The organism is Arthrobacter sp. GAS37, from assembly GCF_044908325.1.
In the GTDB taxonomy this organism is placed as follows: Bacteria; Actinomycetota; Actinomycetes; order Actinomycetales; family Micrococcaceae; genus Arthrobacter; species Arthrobacter ramosus.
On the sequence record NZ_JBIYDB010000016.1, the window covers coordinates 72,589 to 97,098 of the forward strand.

The 24,510-nt window shown below is 64.4% G+C and carries 23 protein-coding genes, 1 pseudogene and 1 riboswitch; of the genes and pseudogenes, 13 read left to right on the forward strand and 11 right to left on the reverse strand.

Annotation, left to right across the window (positions count from 1 at the left end; all coding sequences use genetic code 11):
• Positions 1-130: 130 nt before the first annotated feature.
• Positions 131-682 carry an RNA polymerase sigma factor gene (locus tag ABH924_RS14235; protein WP_404499735.1) on the forward strand — a complete coding sequence of 184 codons (552 nt, stop codon included), beginning with the start codon at positions 131-133 and terminating at the stop codon, positions 680-682.
• A complete protein-coding gene (locus ABH924_RS14240) occupies positions 679-1,404 on the forward strand; it encodes a hypothetical protein (protein ID WP_404499737.1) in 726 nt (241 codons plus the stop codon). The genes ABH924_RS14235 and ABH924_RS14240 overlap by 4 nt, the downstream gene beginning before the upstream one ends.
• A 25-nt stretch (positions 1,405-1,429) precedes the next feature.
• Here the strand turns inward: ABH924_RS14240 and ABH924_RS14245 are convergent, their stop codons facing one another.
• Positions 1,430-2,881, reverse strand: coding sequence for a DUF222 domain-containing protein (locus ABH924_RS14245; protein ID WP_404499738.1), 1,452 nt, complete (start codon positions 2,879-2,881; stop codon positions 1,430-1,432).
• A gap of 224 nt (positions 2,882-3,105) precedes the next feature.
• Complete coding sequence (ald, locus tag ABH924_RS14250; RefSeq protein WP_234751897.1) at positions 3,106-4,224, reverse strand: alanine dehydrogenase; 1,119 nt, start codon at positions 4,222-4,224, stop codon at positions 3,106-3,108.
• A 219-nt stretch (positions 4,225-4,443) separates the two neighbouring features.
• Between ald and ABH924_RS14255 the strand changes: the two genes are divergently transcribed.
• On the forward strand, positions 4,444-5,658 hold the full coding sequence (locus ABH924_RS14255) for a PucR family transcriptional regulator (RefSeq protein ID WP_404499739.1): 1,215 nt from the start codon (positions 4,444-4,446) through the stop codon (positions 5,656-5,658).
• Positions 5,659-5,730: 72 nt separating this feature from the next.
• Here the strand turns inward: ABH924_RS14255 and ABH924_RS14260 are convergent, their stop codons facing one another.
• Positions 5,731-6,744 carry a hypothetical protein gene (locus ABH924_RS14260; RefSeq protein WP_404499741.1) on the reverse strand — a complete coding sequence of 338 codons (1,014 nt, stop codon included), beginning with the start codon at positions 6,742-6,744 and terminating at the stop codon, positions 5,731-5,733.
• 2 nt (positions 6,745-6,746) lie between these two features.
• A riboswitch (cyclic di-AMP (ydaO/yuaA leader) is annotated at positions 6,747-6,897 on the reverse strand.
• Positions 6,898-7,035: 138 nt separating this feature from the next.
• On the reverse strand, positions 7,036-8,139 hold the full coding sequence (locus tag ABH924_RS14265) for a flavin-containing monooxygenase (RefSeq protein WP_404499743.1): 1,104 nt from the start codon (positions 8,137-8,139) through the stop codon (positions 7,036-7,038).
• A 40-nt stretch (positions 8,140-8,179) separates the two neighbouring features.
• Between ABH924_RS14265 and ABH924_RS14270 the strand changes: the two genes are divergently transcribed.
• Positions 8,180-8,800, forward strand: a complete 621-nt coding sequence (locus ABH924_RS14270; RefSeq protein WP_404499745.1) for a TetR/AcrR family transcriptional regulator — start codon at positions 8,180-8,182, stop codon at positions 8,798-8,800.
• A 6-nt stretch (positions 8,801-8,806) separates the two neighbouring features.
• Here the strand turns inward: ABH924_RS14270 and ABH924_RS14275 are convergent, their stop codons facing one another.
• Positions 8,807-9,205, reverse strand: a complete 399-nt coding sequence (locus ABH924_RS14275; RefSeq protein WP_404499747.1) for a helix-turn-helix domain-containing protein — start codon at positions 9,203-9,205, stop codon at positions 8,807-8,809.
• Between the two features lie 60 nt (positions 9,206-9,265).
• Here ABH924_RS14275 and ABH924_RS14280 point away from each other — a divergent pair, with 60 nt between their 5' ends.
• Positions 9,266-10,021 carry a TetR/AcrR family transcriptional regulator gene (locus tag ABH924_RS14280; RefSeq protein ID WP_404499749.1) on the forward strand — a complete coding sequence of 252 codons (756 nt, stop codon included), beginning with the start codon at positions 9,266-9,268 and terminating at the stop codon, positions 10,019-10,021.
• Between the two features lie 106 nt (positions 10,022-10,127).
• Positions 10,128-11,393, forward strand: coding sequence for an acyl-CoA dehydrogenase family protein (locus ABH924_RS14285; RefSeq protein ID WP_404499751.1), 1,266 nt, complete (start codon positions 10,128-10,130; stop codon positions 11,391-11,393).
• A 118-nt stretch (positions 11,394-11,511) separates the two neighbouring features.
• Here the strand turns inward: ABH924_RS14285 and ABH924_RS14290 are convergent, their stop codons facing one another.
• The 3 genes from ABH924_RS14290 to ptsP are packed head-to-tail and all read right to left on the reverse strand — an operon-like array spanning position 11,512 to position 14,503.
• Entirely contained in the window at positions 11,512-12,486 is a 975-nt protein-coding gene (locus tag ABH924_RS14290) for a class I SAM-dependent methyltransferase (protein WP_404499753.1), read from the reverse strand.
• Between the two features lie 10 nt (positions 12,487-12,496).
• Entirely contained in the window at positions 12,497-12,775 is a 279-nt protein-coding gene (locus ABH924_RS14295) for an HPr family phosphocarrier protein (RefSeq protein WP_234751838.1), read from the reverse strand.
• Positions 12,776-12,814: 39 nt separating this feature from the next.
• Complete coding sequence (gene ptsP / locus ABH924_RS14300) at positions 12,815-14,503, reverse strand: phosphoenolpyruvate--protein phosphotransferase (RefSeq protein WP_404499755.1); 1,689 nt, start codon at positions 14,501-14,503, stop codon at positions 12,815-12,817.
• A 117-nt stretch (positions 14,504-14,620) separates the two neighbouring features.
• On the opposite strand from ptsP, the gene ABH924_RS14305 reads away from it, so the two are divergent.
• From ABH924_RS14305 to ABH924_RS14315, 3 genes are all read left to right on the forward strand, one after another.
• Positions 14,621-15,343 (forward strand): TetR/AcrR family transcriptional regulator, encoded by a 723-nt coding sequence (locus ABH924_RS14305; RefSeq protein WP_234751842.1) that lies wholly within the window; start codon positions 14,621-14,623, stop codon positions 15,341-15,343.
• A gap of 69 nt (positions 15,344-15,412) precedes the next feature.
• On the forward strand, positions 15,413-17,368 hold the full coding sequence (locus ABH924_RS14310) for a PTS mannitol transporter subunit IICBA (RefSeq protein WP_404499758.1): 1,956 nt from the start codon (positions 15,413-15,415) through the stop codon (positions 17,366-17,368).
• The gene (locus ABH924_RS14315; RefSeq protein ID WP_404499760.1) at positions 17,368-18,516 is read left to right on the forward strand and encodes a mannitol-1-phosphate 5-dehydrogenase; all 1,149 of its coding nucleotides are present in this window, start codon (positions 17,368-17,370) and stop codon (positions 18,514-18,516) included. Before ABH924_RS14310 ends, ABH924_RS14315 begins: the two co-directional genes overlap by 1 nt.
• 113 nt (positions 18,517-18,629) lie before the next feature.
• Here the strand turns inward: ABH924_RS14315 and ABH924_RS14320 are convergent, their stop codons facing one another.
• The gene (locus ABH924_RS14320; protein ID WP_404499762.1) at positions 18,630-19,118 is read right to left on the reverse strand and encodes a MarR family winged helix-turn-helix transcriptional regulator; all 489 of its coding nucleotides are present in this window, start codon (positions 19,116-19,118) and stop codon (positions 18,630-18,632) included.
• 60 nt (positions 19,119-19,178) lie between these two features.
• On the opposite strand from ABH924_RS14320, the gene ABH924_RS14325 reads away from it, so the two are divergent.
• A complete protein-coding gene (locus ABH924_RS14325) occupies positions 19,179-19,910 on the forward strand; it encodes an NAD(P)-dependent oxidoreductase (RefSeq protein WP_404499764.1) in 732 nt (243 codons plus the stop codon).
• A 98-nt stretch (positions 19,911-20,008) separates the two neighbouring features.
• Here the strand turns inward: ABH924_RS14325 and cycA are convergent, their stop codons facing one another.
• Entirely contained in the window at positions 20,009-21,499 is a 1,491-nt protein-coding gene (gene cycA / locus ABH924_RS14330) for a D-serine/D-alanine/glycine transporter (protein WP_404499766.1), read from the reverse strand.
• 158 nt (positions 21,500-21,657) lie between these two features.
• On the opposite strand from cycA, the gene ABH924_RS14335 reads away from it, so the two are divergent.
• The 3 genes from ABH924_RS14335 to ABH924_RS14345 all read left to right on the forward strand — a co-directional run bounded on the left by ABH924_RS14335 (position 21,658) and on the right by ABH924_RS14345 (position 23,941).
• A complete protein-coding gene (locus ABH924_RS14335) occupies positions 21,658-22,161 on the forward strand; it encodes a GNAT family N-acetyltransferase (RefSeq protein ID WP_059388716.1) in 504 nt (167 codons plus the stop codon).
• Positions 22,162-22,242: 81 nt separating this feature from the next.
• On the forward strand, positions 22,243-22,689 hold the full coding sequence (locus ABH924_RS14340) for a MarR family winged helix-turn-helix transcriptional regulator (RefSeq protein ID WP_404499768.1): 447 nt from the start codon (positions 22,243-22,245) through the stop codon (positions 22,687-22,689).
• 25 nt (positions 22,690-22,714) lie between these two features.
• On the forward strand, positions 22,715-23,941 hold the full coding sequence (locus ABH924_RS14345; protein ID WP_404499770.1) for an MFS transporter: 1,227 nt from the start codon (positions 22,715-22,717) through the stop codon (positions 23,939-23,941).
• Positions 23,942-24,018: 77 nt separating this feature from the next.
• Here the strand turns inward: ABH924_RS14345 and ABH924_RS14350 are convergent.
• Positions 24,019-24,381, reverse strand: a pseudogene (locus ABH924_RS14350) (MFS transporter); the annotation flags it as partial.
• Positions 24,382-24,510: the final 129 nt, after the last annotated feature.

Here is a 24,510-nt window from a genome sequence, read left to right on the forward strand (position 1 = left end):
TGCGGCTACGCTTGAACGGCGGGGCTCCTTGGCTAAATGACAAGGAGCCCCGCGACGCAACAGACTGCAGCAGTGGTCATTTCCCAGGCCAGGGACGATGACCGCGCTGCGTGGGATGGAGGGGTCGCGGGTGCTTGACCCTTTGGCTGATGAATATTTGCAGGCGGACGACGAAGATCCCGCTCTGCTCTTCACGGCTGCCTACACCGAGTTTTCCGGACCGGTGTTTGGATACCTACGCGCCCGCGGCGTAGACGATCCGGAAGCAGTTACCCAGGACGTGTTCCTGGCTCTCTATCCCAAACTGGATTCCCTCCGGGGAGGTCTCCAGGGGGCGAAGACTCTGCTGTTCTCCATAGCGCACGCGCGAATGGTGGATCACTATCGAAAGCGGGAACGCACTCCTGATTCCGCGCCCTACGAATCCGATCTGGATTCCCGGCGCGCGCCTTCGGCCGAGGACCAGGCATTCGGGCATGGGGAAGGCCTGGGCGTAACCGAGCTGTTGGCCGACCTCAATCCCGACTACCGGGAGGTCCTGGCACTACGGGTCGTGGCGGACCTGTCGTTGGAAGAAACAGCGGCCATCATGGGCAAGTCCCAAGGAGCCGTGAAGCAGTTGCAGCGCAGGGCATTGAGTGCACTGAGAGAACGTGCACTACTAAGGAATGGCACATCATGAGCGAAAAATCCGCATCCTTCGGCGAGCAAGGCATTGACCGCCTGCTTGCTGATGCCGGGCTCGACGAAGCGTACGAGATCCGGGCCGAGTTGCTGGAACTGCGCGCCCTTGCGAGCACCCGACCCCAGCCCTCGGCGGCTGTGCAAGCCTTGATGGCACCGGCCCGAGTCGCGATTGCGCCTGTTGAGACTGTTGCGCCTGTTGAGGCTGTTACCGCTGTTACCGCTGTTGATGAACTGGCCGCTCGTCGCCGCAAAAAGGGCCGCTTGACCTTCGCCGCTGTTGCCGTTGCCGCCTCCCTTGCCGCCGGAGCTACCGCTGCGGCCGCGTCCGACGGCGGCATTCCAGGAACGATTGAACACTTGGGTGCCGTGGTGGGATCGGTCGTCTCCCAGCTCACCCCTGGATCGGGCGGCAACGCTCCGCGACAGCAGGGGACACGCCCGGAGCCGGTTCCGATGCCCACCCGGGAAACAAGCGTTCCCGCATCGCCCTCTCCGGAGTCCTCCAGCCTTGAGGCCAAAAACAACGCGCATCCAGCGCCGCACGCCACTCCTGGCACTACCGGGTCCGAGTCGGATCCGCGTAAGGGACTGCAAGACATCGCCAAGGGCCGCCCGGGACCTATCACGATCCCGACGCCGGTCGTCCCAACGCCAACCCTCCCCTTGCCCCAGCCCGTTCCTTCGGAGATCCTCCCGGGAAACCCGGTCAAACCGTGACTGGCGTCGTGCTCGCCTGAGTTGCTCAGGCGGCTTGGAGTTCTGTGCCGTGGGCGTACCTCAGTGCTTTGGCGTGGTGTCGTAGCTTGCGTCGGTGGCGCCTGGAATGCGGGGCGGTATCGGGTGGGTCTGTGCCTTGTATCCCGGTACCGGGTAGGGGCGGGGCTGTGGAGCGGTAGTGGTGTCCGGTGGGGGTGCGGATTTCGAGGACGTGCCGTGTCCCTGGGCTGATCTTTGCTGTCCAGCCGGTGAGTTCTTTGGTGTGGTTGCAGGCTTCGCACAGGCCCGCACCGTTGGCCAGGCTGGTGGGTCCGCCGTGGTGCCACGGGACGATGTGATCGAAGTGCCGGATCGGTGCATCGCAGTAGGGGGTCCGGCAGGTGTCGTCGCGGGCCTGGATGAAGCGCCGCATGCCTGCCGGGAAAAGCCGTGCCCGCGAATCGGCTCCGACAAGGTCGCCGGTCCCGGGGGCGGTGAAGAGGCGCCGGAGCCAGAGCTTGAGTTCTTGACCGCCCTCAGGGTCGCCGGTGAGTAGTGTCCTGGCCCAGGCGGCGGGGACGATCCCGTAGCCGGGCAGGCGGGCCGGCTCGGCCTCGCCCTGGAACAGGGTCCGGTCGGTCATGACGAGCTGGACCTCCACCCCGCTGATCCCGCCTGGGGTGCCGGTGGCGCGTTCGACGAGGGCGTCGGCCATGAGCTGGCCCCGGGTCCGGGTCTCTCCGGAGGAGCGGAGGGTGTCGGCGTGCCGGGACAGGGCCGCGTGCACGGCCACGCCCTGGGCGACCGGAAGCAGGGCGGTCAGGTAGGTCATGGTGTCCGGGGCCGGGCGCAGGCTGACGTGCCGTTCGGTGGCGGCGTGGCTGGCGCGCTGCGTGACGGAGCGGGGGTCCCGCCGGTAGGCCGCGGTCCGGGCCGCGGCGATAATGGCCTTGTCGCCGGCGCCGTCGAAGGGCCCGGTGTCGGCGGCGAGTTCCTCGTCCACGGCGCAGCGGTCCTCGGCGGACAGGCAGGCTGTTTCCTTCACCAGCAGGGTCGCGCGCCATTCGTTCAGCAGTCCGGCGTCCAGGGCGGCCAGGGTGTGCGGCATCTCGGTCACCAGCGCCTTCGCCAAGCCCAGCAGCCGGGATCCGCGGGCCGGGGACTCCCGCCGGGCCAAGGCGATCTGCGCCGCCACGCCGCGTCCGCGTTCCTCGGCCGGTACACCGGCCGCCGCGTCGGCGCTGCGCTGAGCGGCATCGAACGCGACGGCGATCCTCGCCTGCAAACCCGCGGCCGCGGACTTCAAGTCCTCCAGGGCACGCAACTGGCTTATCAGTTCGGTGCCCCCGCCCGGTTCGGTGCCGCCGGCGTATGGCCGGAACGAGGCAACGGCATCGATCAGATCCCGCACCCAGGCATCTGACACAGGAGCATCCGGACCCGCGCCGCCGGACGGCGCGCCCGCCCCTATCAGCTGTGTTCCCCGGTTCCCGGCCATAAACCAAGCATTTCAGGGACCTACGACATTATTAGGCCGAAAAGACCCGTCCAATCGAAAGAACTTAGAAGAAAATTGAAGAACTACATAAGACAGGCCATCGATAGTGAACTGCACCCCTCGCTGTCTCCACCAAAACCCCGACGGCGGGGTGCCGCTTCCCATGGAAGCCGCACCCCGCCGTCGGGATCGTTAAGCCCAGCTCGCTAGAGGCAGAGAGAAGGTTAAGCGGAAACCAGGTTGTGCCAGTCGGCGACGAGGGGCAGGTTGTGCGCCTCGGAGACCGAGCGGTGCGTGACCTTGCCTGCGGCGATGTTGAGGCCGGCTGCCAGGGCGGGGTCGCGGTCGAATGCGGCCTTCACGCCCAGGTTGGCCAGTGACACCGCGTAGCGCAGGGTGACGTTGGTCAGAGCGTAGGTGGAGGTGTTCGGAACGGCGCCCGGCATGTTGGCGACGCAGTAGAAGATCGTGTTGTGGACCTTGTACGTGGGTTCCTGGTGCGTGGTGGGGTGCGTGTCCTCGAAGCAGCCGCCCTGGTCCACCGCAATGTCCACCAGCACGGAGCCGGGCTTCATGCGTGAGACGAGCTCGTTGGTGACGAGCTTGGGGGCCTTTGCGCCCGGGATCAGCACGGAACCGATGACGAGGTCGGCGTCGACCACGGACTTCTCGATCTCGTACGCGTTGGACGCGACGGTCTTCAGGCGGCCCTGGTAGAGGGCATCCAGTTCGCGGAGGCGGTTGATGTTGATGTCCATGATGGTGACATCGGCGCCCAGGCCCAGGGCCATGGCGGCGGCGTTGGTACCGGCAACACCGGCGCCGAGGACAACGACCTTGGCCGGGCGGACACCCGGGACGCCGCCCAGCAGCACGCCCTTGCCACCGGCCGGAGCCATGAGGGAGGAAGCGCCGACGACGACCGACAGGCGGCCAGCGACCTCGGACATGGGCGCCAAGAGGGGCAGGGTGCGGCCGTCCTGGACGGTTTCGTAGGCGATGGCCGTGACGCCGGAGTTGATGAGTTCCTGGGTCAGCTCGGGCTCGGCGGCCAAGTGCAGGTAGGTGAAGAGGATCAGGCCCTTGCGGAAGCGGTGGTACTCGGCCTTGATGGGTTCCTTGACCTTCATGACCATGTCAGCGCGTGCCCAGACATCGTCGGCTTCGGCCACGATCTCCGCGCCGGCAACGGCGTATTCCTCGTCCGTGATACCGGAGCCCAGGCCTGCGCCCCGTTCCACCAGCACGGTGTGGCCGTGGGTGCGGAACTCGTTAACGCCCGCGGCCGTGATGGCAACGCGGAACTCGTTGTTCTTGATCTCTTTGGGGACACCGATGATCATTTTGGGCTCCATGTTCGAAAGGCTTCAACGGCCTTTTCTCTGCGGGGGACTGTGATTCAAGAATAAATCCGCTGTGAGCCAGACGACAGGAAAGGCGATTGCCGCCGTCGTTGACTTCGCCGGAATTCCGGGGTTTTTGCCGCTCGCGACTCGACATTTGTCGACATTGAGAGCGTCAGGTGTCGCCTGATGTTCGTGGGGCAAAGTAGTGTTTTCTCCATGCAGCAAGACGTGGAGAAGATCGTCGAGGACGTAGCACTCAAGTTGGGCCGCGGCCTCTCCCTGGAAGACCTCGACGGCGTGCTGCTCGCCTACAGTTCCAACCAGTCCCACGCCGACCGTGTGCGAGTGAATTTCCTCCTGAGCAAACGGGTCCCGGTGGACGTCAGCGCGTGGCAGCTCTCCCACGGGATTGCCACCGCCGTGCGTCCCGTCGTTGTGCCCGCCAATGAGGAACTCGGGATGGTGGGGCGCGTCTGCGTCCCGCTGCTGGTGCGCGGATTCCGTGTCGGGTACCTGTGGGTCCAGCAAGACCTTGACGAGCAGACCGCGACGGCGATACTCGCCGAGTTGCCGGGCGTCCGGGACGAGTTGGACCTCCTCGCAGGGTTGTTGCTCGATTCCAATACGGCCGAGTCGGAGTTCCGGCGCCGCCGTGAGCAGGAATTCCTGGCTGCATGCCAGGGCGAGTCCAATGCTGTGGCAACTGTGGCGGGATGGAAGGAGATTCAAGGCCGGGGACCGTGGCAGCTGGTTACAGTGCTCGACGCGGAGGACAGTGGCGGCGTCTCCGATCCGATCGCGGCTACCCTGACGCACCGTTCCGCCGCGCTGCAGGCAACTATCGGGGTCGATTCCGTGCTTTTCAGCGCCGGCACCGAGACGCACTCGGTCCTGTTGTTCCGCGAAACCGGCGGACGGGCGGAGCATGCCCAAGTCTTGGTCCACTATCAGCTGGAACTCGCCAAGCGCGCCGGCCGGAAGGTGGACCGCGTCATTCTCGGCATCAGCGAGCCGTTTTCAGTCATCCGGCAGCTGGGCCGGGCGTACCGGCAGTCGAAGCTCGCGGCCCAGGCTGCCGCCGTCGATCCTCCACTCGGAGAGCTCGTGGACAGCCGCTCGGCCGGGATTTACCAATTGTTCGAACGGCTACAGGCGCCCGGTGGCTGGGACGATTCGGGCTCGGCACATTTCCAGGAGATCGAGGATGCTGACCGCAACGGCGAGCTGCTGCCCTTGCTCGAACTCCTCTATGACAGCGACGGCTCCGTGCAGGACGTGGCTGGGAAGCTCCACCTGCATCGGAGCAGCATTTACAACCGGCTGGCCAGGGTCCGCCAGCTTATCGGTGCTGACCCGCTGAATGGCGCGACCCGGCTCGAACTCCACGCAACGCTCAAAGCGCGCCGCTGGGCGGGCCGTCCGCGGATTTGAAGCCGCTGGTACCGGAAGCCGCGCTGGCTTACTTGTTGAACTCGACGGCAGACTTTCGATGCTGTCCCATCCTCACTGCAGGGCCTTGGTTGCTGCGTCCAAAATCGACCCAAGATCCACGCCGGGTTGGGTGGGCTGTGGCGTGGGACTAGGACTGGTCGGGGTCCGCGGCTTCCAAGAACCTGTGGGCGCGGGGGAGGGCGTGCCGGTCTGGGGCGGAGTCGGGGTTGGGGTGGTTGGCCCTGTCGGAGCCGGGGTGGGAGCCGGGGTGGGGGTCGTTGGCCCGGTCGGAACCGGATTGGAAGGAACAGGCACCGGGGTAAGGCTTGGGGGCAGTGCTGACGGGACGGCAGGAACCTGGACGGAGATCGACGGTGCCGAGACACTCGACGGTTCGACAGCGGCGGGTCCTTGCGGCGAATGTTGCGCCGGGCCCGCGGAGGTCTGGCCGGACTTGGCGCTTGGGGTAGCTGCAGAAGGTGATGCAGCAGCGCTGGGGGAAGTACTTGCCGCCGCGGAAGGAGCGCCGGATTGCGTGGAGTCTTTGTTGTCCGCGCTCGCAGCGTCCTGGGCTCGGGATTCCTGACCGAAGAAAGGCAACTCAAGGGCTTGGCCCAGGGAACCGGCGGTCAACAAGATGCCTAGGGCACCTGCAACCACTGCCATTCGATTGCTCATCGTCCGGATGCTGGCGGCCTTCTTGAGGACGGCGTGTGGTTCCCGGCTGAAGGACGAACCGGTGAACGATGCCGGACCGACGGCGGCACGGGGTGTCGCCGGGAGTGCCGTTGTGGCTGCCTTCTCAGGTTTGGCTTGCTCAGCTGTCGCAGCAGTCACCGTCGGAATGGCGGCGGTTTCGCTGGCTTGGGAAGCCCGCTTCCGTTCGGCTGCGCGGGCGGCCGCGCGCGTGGTGGGCGCCGCCGTCGTCCGGGTTGCCGCGCGGGTGGGTTCCGCTGTCGAACTCAAAGGTTCAGTAGCCGGTGCCGCGATGAACGGTTCGCTGTCTTTGGCCCGACGACGTCCGGTTGGTTTGGTGCTCTCGCCCGCCACTTCGGCACGGCGAGGCTGATCCATGATTGGGGACATGGTGATTGCCTCTCAACGCCTTCGAGGTTAGCTGTCGGGTTCGGACGAGGCCGTCCGGCCGCGCGTGGCGGCTTCACCCCGAGGGCCTGTGGAGAAGTAGGCCCGGAGACTCTGGGTCCCCCGTCTCTGCCGCGGGTCTGGCGGATTCCGGGTTGCGGCAGAGCTCGGCGTCAACCCGGAAGCGGCCCATTTGGGGATTGGGTCGCCCCTCGACGCTACAACAGCCGGCACGCAAAGTCACATTTGAATAACGGGCGGGGTAACCGGTTTTTGCCAAGAACTTCCGCGAGCCTAGTCCCGCGGACCTTCAGTCTGCCCGGCGATGAGTCCTGCGACGTGTTCGGCGTCGCGGCCGACCCCGCCCACGAGGCCCGAGGTCAGCCCGTATTGGAAGGGCATGCCCACGAAGAACAGCCCTGGCAGTTGTTCAACGGCGCCCCGGCAAGTGAGCGGCCAGCCGTCCTCATCCGCGGGAAGTCCTCGGATCCAGCCAAAGTCCGGTTGGTAACCGGTAGCCCAGATCACCGTGGACACCGGGATCGCGTGGCCTTCGTCGGTCAGGGGTTGGCCCTTGCGGGTGCCCGTCAGCCGTGGCAGGCGGGTGACTCCCGCGGCGTCGAGCTCTCGGGTGGAGGCCCGGATCAGCGGCGCGCCGTGCTTCGTGAACCCGACCGCGACTTTGCGGCCGATAGGGGTGGATCTGTTCAATACCTTGTGGATGAAGAGCCACCAAAGCCCGCCGGCGTATCGCGTTACGGGGCTTGGAATGTGGAAGGGAGGGGTTCCGGCAATGTAGGTGCGGTGGGTAGGTGCGAGCTCCAGGGCGATTTCGACGCCGGAGGTGCCGGAGCCGACCACCAGGACATCTCCGGGTGGAACCGAGTCCTGGTTGGTGTATTCCGCTCCGTGGAGTTGGTGGATGCCGGGATCCAGATCCTCGGCGAACGCCGGGATCCTTGGCTGCGCGTTCGGGCCCGTGGCAACAACAACGTTCTTGGCCAGGATCGACCCGGAGCCTGACTGTACTCGGAACCGGCCGTCCTCCCGCTCGATGCCGGTGACGTGGGCACCATGGCGTACCGGGAGTTCCCAGTTCCTGGCGTACTCCTCAAGGTATTCGGCCATGGCGTCTTTTCCGGGAAAGCTGCCTCGGGCGGCGGGAAATAGCATGCCGGGCAGGGAATCGTGCTGCGCCGGGGTGAAGAGCCGCAAGGAATCCCATCGGTTCCGCCACACGTCGCCGACGCGGGCCTGCGAGTCCAGGATGAGGAAGTCTTGCCGGTGTTTCTTCAGGTGGAATCCGGTGGCGAGCCCTGCCTGCCCGGCGCCCACAACCACGGTGTTCACTGGCTCATTGCTGTCCATCGCGAAGCCTCCTGAGGTGTTCGAGGTCATTAGAATAGCATTCCAGTCACTAGAATGCTATTCTTTTTCCGTGGAAATCCGGCACAATGACAGGCGGGTAGCTCAAGCTGTCGCAACCAAGGCTGCAGTCGTGGAAGCCGCTCGGCAGCTGTTTCTGAGCAGGGGATACGTGGCCACCACCATCGGGGCCGTTGCCGAGCAAGCAGGCGTGGCTATCCAGACCATCTACAACTCCGTGGGCAACAAGGCCGCGCTGCTCTCGGCCGTGGTTGACGCGACGGCCTCGGGTCCGGATGCCCCCCGCACCGTCCCGGAGACTATGCGCGAGCGGACTGCCACAGCCGCCGACGCCGGGGCGGTTCTAGCGTTGTTGGCCGACTGGTTCGCCGAGGTGCATCCGAGAAGCAGCCAATTATTCAGCGTCATGAGGCAGGCCTCCGCCGTCGACGCTGAAGCGGCAAAAGTGGAGCGGGACCGGGCCGAAACCCGGCTGCGGAACTATGCGGAAGCTGCGGCTGCGCTCAGGCGGCGCGGGGCACTGACTTCCGGCATGAGCGACGAGCAAGCCGCGGCCGTGATCTGGTCGGTCGGCCACCCGGACACCTACCGATCACTCGTGCTGGATTTCGCTTGGGGATTGGAGCGCTACCGGGATTGGGTCCACGCGGCGCTCAAGGCGGCCCTCGCCTAGCTTTCGCTACTCGCTGGTGGTTTCCTCGTTGCCCGCGGCCGACTTCTTCTGGGTCTCCAACCACGCCATGATGTCCGCGAGCCTGATGCGACGGTGCGTGCCGCGGTATTCCACCGGGATTTCGCCCCGGTCGGTCATGTTCCGCAAGTAGGTGTGCGAGATTCCCGCGAGTTCGGCCGCCCTCGACGTCGTGAGCATTTCCTCCACGCTGCTCACGGTCACCGCTTCGCCCCGGCCCAGCCTGCCAAGGAGGTCGACGACGGCGTCCCTCACCTCATCCGGCAGCCGGTGGACCGTGCCGTCCACGAAGACGGTGATGTCGTTGCTGTCCTGGAGTGAGCGCGCCAGGTTCCGGGCGTCGTCCGCGGGCAAGCCAGGCGTCACGCGGGGAGCTATCAATGCCATGGCAGAAGCCTAGCCGCGCTCAAGGCTGTGCGGTTACGCCGTCGTGTTAGATTCACGCCTATGGTCAACTACCCCGCCAATCCGGATCCAGGCCCTGTCGTGGTCGCGGCAATCGAGCTCCTGGTGCGGCAAGGCTACGACGAGACCTCCGTGGACGACCTCGCCGACGCCGCGGGAATCAGCCGAAGCACGTTTTTCCGCAAGTTCGGATCCAAAGAGGACATCGTTTTCGCCGATCACGACCGTATTCTGGCCCGGGTTCAGGAGTTCCTTGCGGGAACGACGGCGGATCCGTTGCGTGCCGTCGTGGACGCGGCGCTCTTGGTCTTCGGCCACCACGTGGGCAACCGGAAAACCTCCCTTGCCCGCTACGAACTTCTGCATCAAGTGCCGGCCCTTCGTGATCGTGAACTGGTCATGACACATCGCTATCAGCGGGCTTTCCGGAATCATCTCCTTTCTGCGCTGCCTGAGGGCGAAAGCCGGGAGGTCACTTCCGTGGCCTTTGCTGCTTCGGTAGTTGCGCTGCACAACAGCGTCCTGCGCCAATGGCTCCGGGCTGTCGCAGCTGGCGAAGGCGTCGAGGGTGTCGAACGTGGCGAGAGTGATGCGCGGGAAGCTGAAGCCCAAGGGCTGGCCGCCCGGCTCGGGCGTGAATTGGGAGCTCTGGCTGATACTTTTGCCCGGGTTTCAGCCGGCGAGGCGAGTAGTGAGCCTCGTCAGAAAAGCAGCCGTCCCGCCGTCGTGGTTGCTGTCCTGGATCCGGCCGCGGGTACGGAACAGATCCTTCAGGCGGTCCGGGACGCCTTGGCTTAACGTTTGATCCAGCAGAATCCTTCGCTGACATCGAGTTCCTTGACATGAAACTGAGTGTCAGCGCATGCTGGGAGTCGCAGATCGCAAACCCAGAGCGAGGATTCCCATGACGACGACGTCCGATAGCACTTCCGAAGAACTGGATGCCGTTTTCCCGGCGGGCACTGTTTTTCCGGCCGGGACTATGGAGCCCGAGTACGTCCTGAACGAATCCCTGGACCCGGACCCGGCCTCCGTTTTCAAGGACATAAGCCGCGAAGACCGCGCTTACTGGGACCGTGCGCGGACCTTTGTCCAGGACGAAGTGCTCCCGGTCATCACGGGGTACTGGGAGCGCGCGGAGTACCCGCTGCACTTGGTGAAGCGCTTGGGCGAACTTGATCTTCTGCGCGACGGAATCAACATCGACGGGTTCCCGGCCATGAGCAAAACCGCCGCCGGACTGGTCACGATGGAACTGAGCCGCGGGGACGGCTCCATCGGAACGGTTGTTGCCGTCCAGGGCGGTTTGGCGCTGCGGTCCGTGGCCGAATGCGGTTCCCCTGAGCAGCAGGCCTGTTGGCTTCCAGCACTTGCCCGGGCCGAGGAATACGGCGCCTTCGCCCTGACCGAGCCGGCACACGGCTCCGATTCGGTGGGACTCGAGACGACTGCGACGCCCGTCGAGGGAGGCTATGTGCTCAACGGTGAAAAGAAATGGATCGGCAACGGCTCGATCGGCGGCCTGACCGTCGTCTGGGCCCGTGGTGACGACGGGCAGGTTCACGGATACCTTGTCCCGCAGGATTCCCCCGGATACTCCGCCACGACCATCGAAGGCAAGCTCTCACTCCGGGCCATCTGGCAGGCACACATCCGCCTTGAGAATGTCTTCGTCCCGTTGAAGAACGTGCTCCCGGGTGCACGGAGTTTCAAGGACACGGCACGGGTGCTCTTGGCGACCAGGCTGGGAGTGGCCTGGTCCGCCGTCGGGCATGCCACTGCCTGCTACGAAACCGCGGTGCAGTACGCCGCTCAACGCCGGCAGTTCGGCCGCCCACTGGCGGCCTCGCAGATTGTGCAGGAGCGTCTTGCCCGTATGCATTCCGAGCTCGCCACCATGCAGCTCATGGTCATGCAGATGACCAGGCTGGACGAAGAGGGCGTGCTGACTCCCTCGCAGGCGGCGCTCGCGAAGTTCACGTGCACCCGGACGGCCCGCAGCATCGCCTCGAACGCACGCGACCTGCTCGGTGGCAACGGGATCTTGTTGGCCAACCGCGTGGCCCGGCACTTCGCCGACATAGAGGGCATCCATACGTATGAAGGCACAGAGACTGTTCAAGCGTTGATTATCGGACGCTCGATTACGGGCATCTCCGCCTTCGCCTAAGGGGGTCCCCCACTTCGGACCCAGCCGCACCCGCTGAGACGCTCGCTCACCTATGTGGCCAAAATCCCGAACGCTCGCTCAGATATGAGCCCAATCGACGGAACGCTCGCTCAGGGCACTACTCCACCACGGCGATCGCGAAGCCACCCCACGCACGTTTCTTCTTGGTCTCGCGACCAAGCCCACGCTGTTCGAGAAGCGCCAACCCGGAGGATAGGAGAAGGCCCGATAGGCGCTCCCGCGCGGGCGGTGTGCTGTCCACGCCGAACTTCAACGGTTCGCCGGCCGCTTTGGCCGCCGCCCTTCCAAACCGCCAGTACAGCGTGCCCGACTCGAGAGTCTCGGTTGTGAAGCAGTCGAAGGCGAGCAAACTGCCCTTGGCGCAACTCGCGACCTTGCGCAGCGTGTCCTCGATCGCTTCCCGGTCGAGGTACATCGTGACGCCTTCCCAGAGGAAAAGCGCCGGACGCCCGAGGTCGAACCCGGCGTCCACGAGTTTGGCGAGCCAATCATCCTTCTCGAAGTCCGCGGGCACGAACGCGACCTTGTGTACGTCGATTCCTGCCTTGTCCAGTATTTCGCGCTTGACCGCCTGGGTCTTTGGGGCATCTACCTCGAAGGAGTTGACGGGGGTGTCCCGCGGGAGGCGGTACGGGCGTGTGTCGAAGCCGGCGCCGAGGATGACCAACTGATCGATCCCTGGAAGGGCGCGCTCTACGGCGTTGTCGAAGAACGTGACCCTGGCCGACGCCTCGGCTTGTGGAGGTATCTCGCCGTCAAAGGGGTACCGGAAGGTCTTCGGGACGAAGCCCGTGACGCGGTGCGCAAAGATCGTCGGCCAGAATGCCAGCCGCATGCCCAGCCAAGGAACGCCGGGCAGCAGGGGCAGTAATCGGTTCGCGGCCTGGTCTTCGCGCACGCCGAAATTGTGCATCGCCCACCTCGCGGAGAGCGGAGCCTGCGCGCTGGTCGAAACTCCGGAAGGCTTCGCGGCCAGAAGCTTCCCCACCCAGATCAGGTAGCCGAGTAATGAGACCGGCAGCAGCCCAATGTTCAGGGCATAGAAAGCGACGGCGGCATCCGGCCTGCGCATTTCCGGCCGCCTACTCCGCGTCGAGGTCCGTTTCCAGCAGCGTCACCAGGGAATCCAGGGCAGCGTCGGCGCCGTCGCCTTCCGCACGAAGCACCACGACGTCACCCTTTGCCGCACCAAGCGTCATGAGCGAAAGGATGCTCGCGGCGTCGAGCGCGTCGTCGGCAGGCGAACCGGCCATCGCGATGGTCACTTCAACCGGGGATTCCCCCGCGGCTTCAGCAAAAATTGCAGCCGGGCGGGCGTGCAGTCCGGAGCGGCTGGCGATGGTGGCGGTGCGTTCGGGCATGGTTTCTCCTTGTGTTCAGGTAGGACAGTACGGCTGGGCTCAGAGCCCGAGTTCCTCGAGGATCGGCAGTTTGGCGCGGACCCAGGCCTTTGCGTCAAGCGCATCGGGTGCGCTGAGCGCCAGCCGTGCCAGCTCTTGCGCCTGTTCCAACGTCACCGTCTTGAGCACGGTTCCGACGGCGGCCAAAGACCGGGCGGTCATGGACAGTGTCGATACGCCCAGGCCAACGAGCACGACGGCGAGGGCCGGGTCCGCGGCAGCCTCACCGCAGACGCCAACGGGTTTGCCGTTGCCCTCCTCGGCGGAGCCCGCGACGGTCAGCTGCACGAGGCGCAGAACCGCGGGCTGCCAGGGGGTGTTGAGTTCGGCGAGGGGTCCGAGTTGCCGGTCGGCGGCCATGGCGTACTGCGTGAGGTCGTTGGTGCCGAGCGACGCGAAGCCCACGTGTCGCAGGACCGACGCCGAGGTCAATGCCGCCGAGGGAACTTCCACCATCACGCCGGGTGTCTTGATTCCCGCGGCGCCACACAGCGAGGCGAAACGGGCAGCCTCGGCCGCAGTCGAGATCATGGGTGCCATGACCCACACTTCAGCTTCTGATTCGTCGGCCGCGATGGCGATGGCCTCGAGCTGGCGTTCCAAAACGCCGGGCGTGGTGAAGTCGGTGCGGTAGCCGCGCACACCGAGGGCCGGGTTGGGTTCGGTGGCGTCGGTGAGGAAGGGAAGGGGCTTGTCGGCACCGGCGTCGAGGGTCCTGAGCACCACTTTCTTTCCCGGGAATGCGTCGAACACGCCCCTGTACGCGGCGGCCTGTTCCAGGACAGTCGGCTCGGTGTCGCGTTCCAGGAAGCAGAATTCGGTGCGGAAAAGGCCCACGCCCTGGGCGCCCAGCGCGGCGGCTGCGGCAGCGTCCTTGGCCCCGCCGACGTTGGCGAGGAGGGGCACCAAGTGGCCGTCCGCCGTCGTGCCGTTTCCGTCAAAAACTGCCAGGGTGGCGGCATTTTCGACCCACGCGACGGCGGCCGCGCGCTGCTCTTCGGTGGGTTCGAGGGAGAGTGAACCGGCTGCGCCGTCAACAAAGGCTTCGGCGCCGTCAGGAATTTCGTCCACTCCGCGGGCCGCGACGACGGCGGGCAGCCCGAGTGAGCGCGCGATGATCGCCGTGTGGGACTGCGGTCCGCCACCCGAGGTGACCAGTGCTGTCACGATCGCCGGGTCCAGCGTTGCGGTATCGGCCGGGGCGAGGTCTTCGGCCACCAGGATGAACGGAGTGTCCGACGCCGGGATCCCCGGGGCGGGGACCCCGCGAAGTTCGGCGACGATCCGCGCGCGGACGTCCAGGACATCGGTGGCACGCTCGGCCATGTAACCGCCCAGGTTGTGGAGCATTTCGGACACGGAGGCGCCGGCTTCCCAGATGGCGCGTTCAGCGGAGCTGCCGTTGTTGTTGATGAGCTTCGTGGCCGACTTCAAGAGCATGGTGTCCTTAGCCATGAGCGCGGTGGCTTCCAGCACGGCCTTACCGTCTCCGCTGGCCTTGTCCGCACGTGCTTTCAGTTCGTCGTGGACCGATTGGGCCGCAGCCTTCAGCCCGGCGACGGCTTCTTCCGCTGTGGTGGAAACGGCTAGCTGCTCGCCCGACGGCGGTTCGCTGACTGGTTTGGGCATCTGACGGATGGTGCCAATGACGCGGCCGGGGCTGACGCCTACTCCTTGGAAATTCTGCACTGAAATCCTCTGTTCCTGCTCTCGGATCGGACCCACCGGCTGCGGCGCCTCGGGGTCCGAAAAAATCTCCTGTGACTCACTTCATATAGCGTTGCTATAGGTGCTAGGGTAGCGGCTATGAGTTTCGATGACCAGCTTCCGCCCAAAACTCGGCTGCTCCGTGCAGCTGCCGAGTTGCTGGCGAATTCGGACGGGTCACCGGTCTCTACGCGCCAAATCACCAAACTTGCCGGCGTCACGGCGCCCACGCTTTACCACCACTTCGGCGACAAGGAGGGGCTGTTCGACGCCGTCGTTGCAGCCGGCTTCGAGGAGTACGTGGCGGGAGAGCGGGACTTCGCACCCTCTGGGGAACCCCTGGAGGATGTCCGCCGGATGTGGGACAACCACGTCCAGTTCGGACTTACCCAACCGCACCTTTACCTGGTGATGTTCGGCAACATCCGTCCGGAAAGCAGGCCGGCCATCGTGGCTGATGCCGAGTCGCTTCTGGAGGAGATGCTGAGCAAGGCAGCCATTGCCGGGCAGATCAACGTACCCCCGCGCGAGGCAGCCAGGAGCATCCTGGCGGCCAACGTTGGCGTCACGCTCATGCTCATTGCAGAGCCTTTGGAAGACCGGAATCTCGAGCTCTCCACCATGACCCGGGATTCCATGATTTTCGCCGTGTCCACGGAAACAGCCCGTGGCGCCGCAGCAGACGACTCCGGCAAGTCGTCCGTCGTTGTTGCGGCAATCGCGCTGAATGCGGCACTCCAAGCCTCACATTCAGACCAGCTATCCAGTTCGGAACTGAAGCTTTTCCTTGAATGGCTTCACCGAATCTCCAGCAGCTCCTAGAGCTGTCCTCCTTCGATAGATATCGACTGATCCCGCACTGATGCGGGACTCGCGTTAGGAATTCACACAATGGCAACAGCGTCAGTTGCGAAACAGCGCACCAGCGTGCGCGTTGGTGTCCAAAAGTTCGGAACGTTCCTTTCGGGCATGATCATGCCCAATATCGGGGCCTTCATTGCATGGGGCATCATCACCGCCCTGTTCATCCCGGCCGGGTTCTTGCCCAACGCGGACCTGGCCAAACTCGTGGGCCCCATGATCACGTACCTGTTGCCGCTCCTGATTGGCTACACCGGCGGCCGGGCGGTCCATGGCATCCGCGGCGGCGTGGTGGGAGCCGTCGCCACCATGGGTGTGATTGTGGGTACGGATATTCCGATGTTCATCGGTGCCATGCTCATGGGCCCGCTCACGGCCTGGATCATGAAGAAGCTTGACAAGGTATGGGAAGGCCGGGTCAAGCCGGGCTTCGAGATGCTGATCGACAACTTCTCCGCAGGCATCGTCGGTGCCGCCCTGGCCATCTTCGGCATGTTGGTCATCGGCCCGGTGGTGAAGGCCTTCAGTGACGGCGCGAGCGCCGTCGTCGAATTCCTGGTCCACAACGGACTTCTCCCGCTGACCAGCATCTTCATCGAACCAGCCAAGGTCCTGTTCCTCAACAACGCAGTCAACCACGGCATCCTCACGCCGCTCGGTACGGAACAAGCGCTGCAAAACGGCAAGTCCATCCTGTTCCTGCTGGAGGCCAACCCCGGCCCGGGCGTCGGCGTCCTGCTCGCGTACATGATCTTCGGCAAGGGCCTGGCACGGGCATCCGCTCCCGGCGCCGCGCTCATCCAGTTTGTCGGCGGCATCCACGAGATCTACTTCCCGTACATTCTCATGAAGCCGATCCTCATCCTCGCCACGATCGCAGGCGGCATGACCGGCATCTTCACCTTGGTGGTCACCGGAGCGGGCTTGCGTTCGCCGGCAGCCCCGGGCAGCATCATCGCGGTCTTTGCCGCGACGGCGAAGGACAGCTACTTTGGCGTGGGACTGTCTGTGCTCCTCGCAGCCACAGTGTCCTTCCTGATCGCCTCCGTGATCCTGCGGACCAGCAAAACCACCGATGTGGACGCTCTGGGCCAGGCAACGTCCAGGATGGAAGAGCTCAAGGGCAAGAAGAGTTCCGTTTCCTCCGCACTCCTGGGCGCCGGTGGCGGTACCGCCGTCCTGACCCGTCCCATCCAGAACATCGTGTTTGCGTGCGACGCCGGCATGGGCTCCAGCGCCATGGGCGCCTCGGTGCTGCGCAACAAGATCAAGGCAGCCGGTTTCCCGGACGTCAAGGTCACGAACTCGGCCATTGCCAACCTCAGCGACACCTACGACGTCGTGGTCACGCACCAGGACCTGACAGAACGCGCCCGGCCGGTCACCTCCAGCGCCGTGCACGTCTCCGTGGACAACTTCATGAACAGTCCCCGGTACGAAGAGATTGTGGAACTGGTCAAGAGCAGCAACGCCGGAGCCGGCGCTGAGGGCTCGACGACGATTGCCGAACCTGCCGCCGGTGCCCACGCCGCCCAGCCGGCCGCCGTCGGGGGCAAGGACGTCCTGCTCCCCGAAAGCGTGATCCTCAACGGCACCGCGACGGACCGTGACTCGGCCATCGACGAAGCCGGCAAGCTCCTGCTGGACCGCGGCTCCGTGGACATGGGCTACATTCACGCCATGCATGAGCGCGAGGAATCCGTGTCCACGTACATGGGCAGCTTCCTGGCCATCCCGCACGGCACGAACGCTGCCAAGGACCACATCCTGCACTCCGGTGTGTCGATCGTCCGCTACCCCGAGGGCATCGACTGGGGAGGCAAGCAGGTCAAGTTCGTCGTCGGCGTCGCCGGCATCAACAACGAGCACCTCCACATCCTGTCCTCCATCGCCAAGATCTTCACGGACAAGGCGCAAGTGGCCCAGCTTGAGCAGGCCACGTCGGTGCAGGAAGTCCTGGATCTGTTCGGAAAGGTCAACGCGTAGTGAAGGCAGTCCATTTCGGGGCGGGGAACATCGGACGAGGATTCGTCGGCTTGCTGCTGCACGAGGCTGGATATGAGGTGGTCTTCGCCGATGTCGCGGATGCCTTGATCAGCCAGCTCGCCTCCGCGACCTCCTACGAGGTCCACGAGGTCGGCGAAAACGCGGCGGTCAAGACCGTGTCCGGTTTCCGGGCCCTGAATTCGGGCACCGAAGAGGTTGCCGTCGTCGCGGAAATCGCGACGGCGGACCTCGTCACCACCGCGGTGGGGCCGCACATCCTCAAGTTCGTGGCGCCGGTGATCGCGCGGGGGATCGCCGGCCGCTCGCCGTCGTTGGCTCCGTTGCAAGTCATGGCCTGCGAGAACGCGATCAACGCCACGGACCTCCTGCATTCCGAAGTGGAAGCCGCTTGGGACGGTGCCGCCGGTGACCTTTCCTCCGCTGCTGTGTTTGCGAATACGGCGGTGGACAGGATTGTCCCCAACCAGGCGCCGGGCCAAGGCTTGGACGTCACTGTGGAGACCTTTTACGAGTGGGTCATCGACCGCACGCCGTTCGCGGGGGAGGCGCCGGTGATCCCCGGCGCAACCTTCGTGGACGAGCTCGGTCCGTATATCGAACGGAAGCTGTTCACGGTCAACACGGGACACGCTTCGGCGGCGTACTTCGGCTACGGCGCCGGCCTGGAGAAGATCTCCGATGCGATGGCCGATGCCTCCGTGGCCGCCCGGGTGCGGGCCGTGTTGGAGGAGACCAAGCAGCTTCTCGTGGCCAAACACGGCTTCGTCGAAGCTGAGCAGGAAGCATACGTGCAGAAGATCCTGTCCCGCTTCACCAACCCGTACCTGCCGGACACTGTGAACAGGGTAGGCCGTGCTCCGCTCCGCAAGCTGGGCCGGCACGAACGGTTCATCGGACCGGCTGCGGAACTCGCCGAGCGCGGAGTCACTCCCGTTGCCTTGCTCGACGCGATGTCCGCTGCCCTGCGTTTCGACGACGGAGCAGACGACGAAGCCGTGGAACTCGCCCGGATGCTTGCCGAGATGGACGCCGCCGAGGCGGTCGAGCGCATCACTGACCTGCCGCCGTCGCACCCGTTGTTCCCCCAGGTGCTGAAGCTGATCGAAGACCGGAAGGCCGAGGCCTAAACCCCGGACGCTCGCTCAGATATGCGGGCTTTTCCCCGAACGCTAGCTCACCCTCCTTCACTTGATGTGAAGGAGGGTGAGCGCTTTGGTCTCTAAAAGTAAGCGGGCATCAATTAGTTGCCGAGTTCTTCCGACGCCGTTCGTCCGGCGGCCTGGACGCGCCGCAGGAAGTCGGTAATCACGGCGATTTCAGCATTGTCGTAGTCTGCACAGATGGTGTCCATGAGGCTGTTCATTCCCGAGTAGAGCCGGAACATCTCGGCGTTTCTGTCGGGAAGGACCCGGATCACCACGGCGCGCCGGTCGGACGGATCGCGATCCCGGACAATCCAGCCTCGGCGTTCAAGTCGGTCGAGGATGCCGGTCATGGTGGCTGGGTGCAGGCCGGCGTGTTTGGCCAACATGCTCGGGCTAAGCGGCCCCCGGCTCGAGATCAGGTCAAGACAATCAAGGTCAACGTCCTTCAGCTCGGCTTTGGCCCCGACCTGGTGATTGAGCACGGATAGTTGCACTCGTACGCTGCGAAGCTCGGCTTTGAGCTCAGCAACAGCACGCCGCCGAAGGCGAGGAGTCGCAGCTTCTTGATTTGATATGGAACTCATATGATATCGTTTCGGTATTGTATGGTTTTCCTAAGACAAGACTACCGGAGGCCGCATCACATGAAGATCGCAGTATTCGGGGCAAACGGCCCCACCGGAAGGATTCTGACCGCGCAAGCGCTCGACGCCGGACACGTCGTCACTGCTGTCACGCGCAGGCCTCACGAATTCCCGCTTTCCGCCCCCGGCCTAAGCGTCGTCGGCGGCGATGTGTACACGTTCGAGGACGTAAGTGCCGTCGTCGAAGGAAAGGATGCCGTTCTCTCAACCCTTGGTGTTCCATACAGCCGCCAGCCGATCACGGTCTATTCAGTGGGAACCAGCAACATCATCCGGGCGATGGGGAACCACGGCGTCCGTCGGCTGGTCTGCGTGAGCTCCAGCGCCACCGACATCACCGCCGGCCCGCATGGCGGGTTCCTCTTCGACAAAGTGCTGCAGCCCCTCGTTACCAAGCTGCTGGGAAAGACACTGTACGAGGACATGCGGCGGATGGAATCCGCCGTCGCCGCCAGCGGCCTGGATTGGACAATTATGCGGCCCTCCGGTCTTTTCGCGACCGAGTCCGTCACCGAATACAAGATGGCCGTTGACTACATAGCCGGTACTTTCACGTCGCGGGCCGACCTTGCGGACTCCATGCTGAGGCAACTCACCTCGGACGAATTCGTGCGCAAAAATGTCGCGGTTGCAACTTTCTCGCAGAAGCCGAGCCTCATCCAGCTCCTTTTCCGTGAGGCCAGCAGCAAGAAGGCCGCGCCGGACAGCGTCCCCGAGGGTAACCGGGCATGAACCGCAGTGGGAAACGCGAAACCCTCCTTCACATGATGATGTGAAGGAGGGTTTCGGGTTTCGCCGCTATATGTGAGCGGGCGTCGGAAGAATTGCCGCTATATGTGAGCGGGCGTCGTGCGGGTGGCGGTTTCGACTGCGGTCGTCTCGGTTTCGGCCATGGCTTTCCACTCGGCCACACGGGCCTGGTGCAGCGGCGACTTCCGGACCAAGGCGTAAGCCACGGCGAGGACGGCGAACCAGATCGGCGTGACGAGCAGAGCCGTGAGGGTGTCCGGTTGGGTCGTCAGGGCCCAGACCAGGAAGGCGAAGAAGGCGAAGACCACCCACACCATCACGATGCCGCCGGGCATCTTGAACGTCGAGGCCTCGTGCAGGTGGGGCCGGCGCTTCCGGAAGACGAGGTAGCTGGCCAGGATGATGGACCAGACGAACATGAAGCAGACGGCGGACACGGTGGTGACCATGTCGAAGGCTGCTCCGATGTCCTTGCCCGCATAGAGCAGTGCGACGCCGCCGAGGAGCAGCACGCAGGACAGGAACAGGGCGTTCTGCGGAACTTTGCGGCTGGAAAGGCGGCCGAACATCTTGGGGGCATCGCCGTCGTTCGCCAGGCCGAACACCATGCGCGAGGTCGAGTAGATACCGGAGTTGGCCGAGGACATGGCGGAGGTCAGGACCACGAGGTTCACCACGGTTGCCGCGATGCCCAGTCCGGCCAGGGAGAACATGGCGATGAACGGGCTGTGGCCGGCCTTGAACTCGGTCCACGGGATGACGGACATCAGGATGATGAGGGCTCCGACGTAGAACAGCATGACGCGCACCGGGATGGCGTTGATGGCGCGGGGCAGGTTGTGCTCCGGGTTCTTGGTCTCGGCCGCGGCGGTGCCCACCAGTTCGATGCCCACGAAGGCGAAGACCGCGATCTGGAAGCCGGCAACGAAGCCCATGAATTCCTTGGGGAAGAAGCCGCCGTGGCTCCAGAGATTGGTCAAGCTCGCGGCTCCGGCGTCTGACTTGAAGCCGGTGGAGATCATCACGATGCCCACGATGATCAGAGCTGCAATGGCAACGATCTTGATGAGGGCGAACCAGAACTCGGTCTCGCCGAAGGCCTTCACTGTGGGGAGGTTCAGGAGGAGCAAGATGGCGATGGTCGCGAGGCCCGGAATCCAGAGCGGAACCCCCGGCCAGAGCTCATTGGCGTAGCCCGCGATGGCGATGACATCGGCCACCCCTGTTACTACCCAACAGAACCAGTAGGTCCAGCCGGTGAAGAAGCCTGCCCAGGGACCAAGGAGGTCGCCCGCGAAGTCGCTGAAGGACTTGTAGTTCAGGTTGGACAGCAGGAGCTGGCCCATGGCGCGCATGACGAAGAACAGCATGAAGCCGATGATCATGTACACGAAGATCACGGACGGCCCGGCGACGGAGATGGTCTTTCCGGAGCCCATGAACAGGCCTGTGCCGATGGCGCCGCCGATGGCAAGCAATTGGATGTGGCGGTTGCTCAGTGAGCGCGCCAGATGCGGCTCGCTGTCTTTGCTGGAGGCAGTGCGTTGCCCTGTTGTTGTCTGGTGAGACATATCTGCATCCTTCGGGTGATTCGCCGCATGGTGACGTGGCTAACAAATCTGCTAGTCCAAACTAACTCCAACCGTGCAAGAATTTGTGATTGATCGTTTCACCCAGAATTCATGAAGGCTCGTAAAACGAATCCGCCAGCTTGTGTCAGGCTAGTGTTATGAGTCACGCAAATCCAGGAGTGAAGCCGCTATTGAGCATGGTTCTGGACGAAGGAGTCTTCACGCTCCGCCGGGCCCACTGGGAGGACCTGCCCGCCATCCTGAGATTGCTCGCCGCGGATCAATTGGGTAGTTCCCGTGAAAACGCCGAGGACGTCGGACCCTATCTGCAGGCGTTTCAGCAGATCAACGAGGATCCCGCCCAGTTGTTGGTGGTAGGCCACTTGAACGGTGCTTGCGTGGCAACTTTCCAGCTCAGTTTCATCCCGGGCTTGGCTCGTAAGGGCTCGCTGCGCTGCCAGATCGAGGCCGTGCGCGTCGCCGCAGAGTTGCGGGACCATGGCGTCGGTGCGGCAATGATGCAATGGGCCATCGAAGAGGCGCGGAACCGGGGCTGCACCCTGGTCCAGCTCACCAGCGACAAGTCCCGCAAGGATGCCCATCGCTTCTATGAGCGGCTTGGCTTCGTGGCCAGTCACGAGGGAATGAAGCTGGCCCTGTAGCGCTGGCAGCCTCGAGGGGTCCCAAGACAAAGTCCCGCATCCCTTGATATTTAGGTAGCCTAACTGTTAGGATACCTAAATATGAGCCCCAATCAAGCTGACGACGCGCTCCTCGCCCTCGCCCAATCATTCCGGGAAGCCTTGCGGCAGAGCGTCTACGTGATGCGCCGCCTCGATTCCGAGGAGCAACTCAGCTCGGCCCAGCTTGGGGTCCTCAAGATGGCGCTCGACGGCGGTGCCCGCGTCGGGGGGATCGCCCGGAACCTCGGGGTCAAGGTCCCCAGCGCCACGGAGCAGATCATCAAGCTTGAGCGCGCAGGCCTGGTCAAACGCGAAGCGGACCCGGACGACTCCCGCGCCGTCCGCGTCGCCGCGACCGCGGCGGGACGAGCCGCCGTCGAGAATGCAGACCGCCGCCGCAACGAATTCATCGCCGGGATCCTCGGAACGCTGACCCAGGCGGAACGCGACGCCGTCGAAGCCGCACTTCCGGTGTTCGACAAGATCAACCACTCAGTCCAGAACTGATAACCCAAAACTAGGAGAGCAGTCCATGAAAGGCCAGCTCGCAGAGCAACTGCAGCCAGCGGAAGAAACACTCGAGGCCGAGAAGGCCTCGTTCCTCAAGCAGCCCAAAGCTGTGTGGGCCACGGCGATTGCCGCCGTCTTCGCCTTCATGGGTATCGGACTGGTGGACCCGATCCTGCCGGCCATCGCCAAGAACCTCCAAGCCAGCCCCAGCCAAGTGTCGTTGCTCTTCACGAGCTACTTCCTGGTGACCGCGGTCGCAATGCTCGTGACCGGGTTCGTCTCTTCGCGGATCGGTGGCAAAAAGACGCTCATGATCGGCCTGGCCCTGATTGTCGTGTTCGCCTCGCTGTCAGGCATGTCCGGAAGTGTGGGTGAGCTGGTCGGATTCCGCGCTGGTTGGGGACTTGGCAATGCCCTCTTCGTGGCCACCGCGCTTGCCGTGATTGTCGGCGTCGCGAGCGGCGGAACCGGCACAGCGATCATTCTCTACGAAGCCGCCCTTGGCCTGGGCATTTCCCTCGGCCCGTTGCTCGGAGCACTCCTTGGGGGCTGGCAATGGCGCGCACCGTTCTTTGGCACCGCGGTCCTCATGGCCATTTCCTTCATCGCCTTGCTGGCACTGCTGCCCAAGACCCCGACGCCGGCCACGAAGGCCCGTTTGCGTGACCCGCTCCTCGCCCTGGGCCACAAAGGCCTTCGCACTACCGCGGCCAGCGCCCTGTTCTACAACTACGGCTTCTTCACGATCCTGGCTTTCACGCCCTTCATTCTCGGGATGGACGCCTACGGTATCGGCTCCGTGTTCTTTGGTTGGGGCGTGGCCGTGGCCGTGTTCTCGGTCTTCGTGGCACCCGTGCTGCAGCGTCGCTTCGGTACCACCAACGTCCTGGTCGGCACCCTCGGGGCCCTTTTGCTGGACCTCGTCGGGCTGGGACTGGCCGCGGGGCACTCGGTGACTGCCGTCGTCGTGCTCGTCATTGTGGCGGGCGCCCTGCTGGGCATCAACAACACGCTCTACACCGAACTGGCCATGGAAGTCTCCGATTCGCCGCGTCCCGTGGCTTCGGCCGGTTACAACTTTGTGCGATGGATGGGTGGCGCGCTGGCTCCGTTTGTCGCGGCACAACTGGGTGAGCACTTCGGCCCGCAGGTCCCGTTCTTCGCCGCGGCCCTTGCCCTCGCGTTCGCGATCCTCGTAGCCGTCGGCGGCCGACGCTACCTGAAGTCACACGAACCGCACCTCGTGTAGGAGGGCCCAACTGACTCGCAGTTGTTGTCGTTATGAGGGCTCAAAACGACAACAACTGCGAGTTACTTGGGTGGGGATTACTTGGGCGTGATCGCGAGCTCTGCGGGATTGGCGCCCTTCGGGACGAACAACGTGTCGGCCTGCTCAAGGGACATGCCGTTGGTTTCCGGCACCTTGAACATGACGAAGAAGAACGACGCCGCGGCGAACAGCGCGCACATGCCGTAAGTCAGCGGCAGCGAACCGGCCGCCATGATGGGGAAGCTCAAGGTGATGGCGAAGATGCCGATCCACTGGGCCGCGGCGGCCAGGCCGAGCGCGCGGGCGCGGATACGTGAGGGGAAGATCTCGCCCAGGAGCACCCACACCAACGGGCCCCACGAAGCGCCGAAGCTCACCACGAACACGTTGGCGGACACCAGGGCCACCGGACCCCAAGCGGGCACGGCACAGGCAATGAACAATCCAACGCCAGGCCTCAATTCCGAGCCACAGGGCATGACGTGTCACGCCACGCAAACTTTTGCGCCGCCGTCGGGCACTCCCCGGCGCGAACACTGGAAACGACA

Excerpts from the sequence above, each read along its gene's own strand:
- ABH924_RS14265 (WP_404499743.1), bottom strand. The coding sequence starts at position 8,139 with ATGACCTCGAACACCTCAGGAGGCTTCGCGATGGACAGCAATGAGCCA.
- ABH924_RS14295 (WP_234751838.1), bottom strand. The coding sequence starts at position 12,775 with ATGCCCGAACGCACCGCCACCATCGCCAGCCGCTCCGGACTGCACGCC.
- ABH924_RS14305 (WP_234751842.1), top strand. The coding sequence starts at position 14,621 with ATGAGTTTCGATGACCAGCTTCCGCCCAAAACTCGGCTGCTCCGTGCA.
- ABH924_RS14260 (WP_404499741.1), bottom strand. The coding sequence starts at position 6,744 with ATGTCCCCAATCATGGATCAGCCTCGCCGTGCCGAAGTGGCGGGCGAG.
- ABH924_RS14325 (WP_404499764.1), top strand. The coding sequence starts at position 19,179 with ATGAAGATCGCAGTATTCGGGGCAAACGGCCCCACCGGAAGGATTCTG.
- ABH924_RS14340 (WP_404499768.1), top strand. The coding sequence starts at position 22,243 with ATGAGCCCCAATCAAGCTGACGACGCGCTCCTCGCCCTCGCCCAATCA.
- cycA (WP_404499766.1), bottom strand. The coding sequence starts at position 21,499 with ATGTCTCACCAGACAACAACAGGGCAACGCACTGCCTCCAGCAAAGAC.
- ABH924_RS14335 (WP_059388716.1), top strand. The coding sequence starts at position 21,658 with ATGAGTCACGCAAATCCAGGAGTGAAGCCGCTATTGAGCATGGTTCTG.
- ABH924_RS14275 (WP_404499747.1), bottom strand. The coding sequence starts at position 9,205 with ATGGCATTGATAGCTCCCCGCGTGACGCCTGGCTTGCCCGCGGACGAC.
- ABH924_RS14285 (WP_404499751.1), top strand. The coding sequence starts at position 10,128 with ATGACGACGACGTCCGATAGCACTTCCGAAGAACTGGATGCCGTTTTC.
- ABH924_RS14240 (WP_404499737.1), top strand. The coding sequence starts at position 679 with ATGAGCGAAAAATCCGCATCCTTCGGCGAGCAAGGCATTGACCGCCTG.
- ABH924_RS14280 (WP_404499749.1), top strand. The coding sequence starts at position 9,266 with ATGGTCAACTACCCCGCCAATCCGGATCCAGGCCCTGTCGTGGTCGCG.
- ABH924_RS14255 (WP_404499739.1), top strand. The coding sequence starts at position 4,444 with ATGCAGCAAGACGTGGAGAAGATCGTCGAGGACGTAGCACTCAAGTTG.
- ABH924_RS14290 (WP_404499753.1), bottom strand. The coding sequence starts at position 12,486 with ATGCGCAGGCCGGATGCCGCCGTCGCTTTCTATGCCCTGAACATTGGG.
- ABH924_RS14245 (WP_404499738.1), bottom strand. The coding sequence starts at position 2,881 with ATGGCCGGGAACCGGGGAACACAGCTGATAGGGGCGGGCGCGCCGTCC.
- ABH924_RS14345 (WP_404499770.1), top strand. The coding sequence starts at position 22,715 with ATGAAAGGCCAGCTCGCAGAGCAACTGCAGCCAGCGGAAGAAACACTC.
- ABH924_RS14310 (WP_404499758.1), top strand. The coding sequence starts at position 15,413 with ATGGCAACAGCGTCAGTTGCGAAACAGCGCACCAGCGTGCGCGTTGGT.
- ald (WP_234751897.1), bottom strand. The coding sequence starts at position 4,224 with ATGATCATCGGTGTCCCCAAAGAGATCAAGAACAACGAGTTCCGCGTT.
- ABH924_RS14320 (WP_404499762.1), bottom strand. The coding sequence starts at position 19,118 with ATGAGTTCCATATCAAATCAAGAAGCTGCGACTCCTCGCCTTCGGCGG.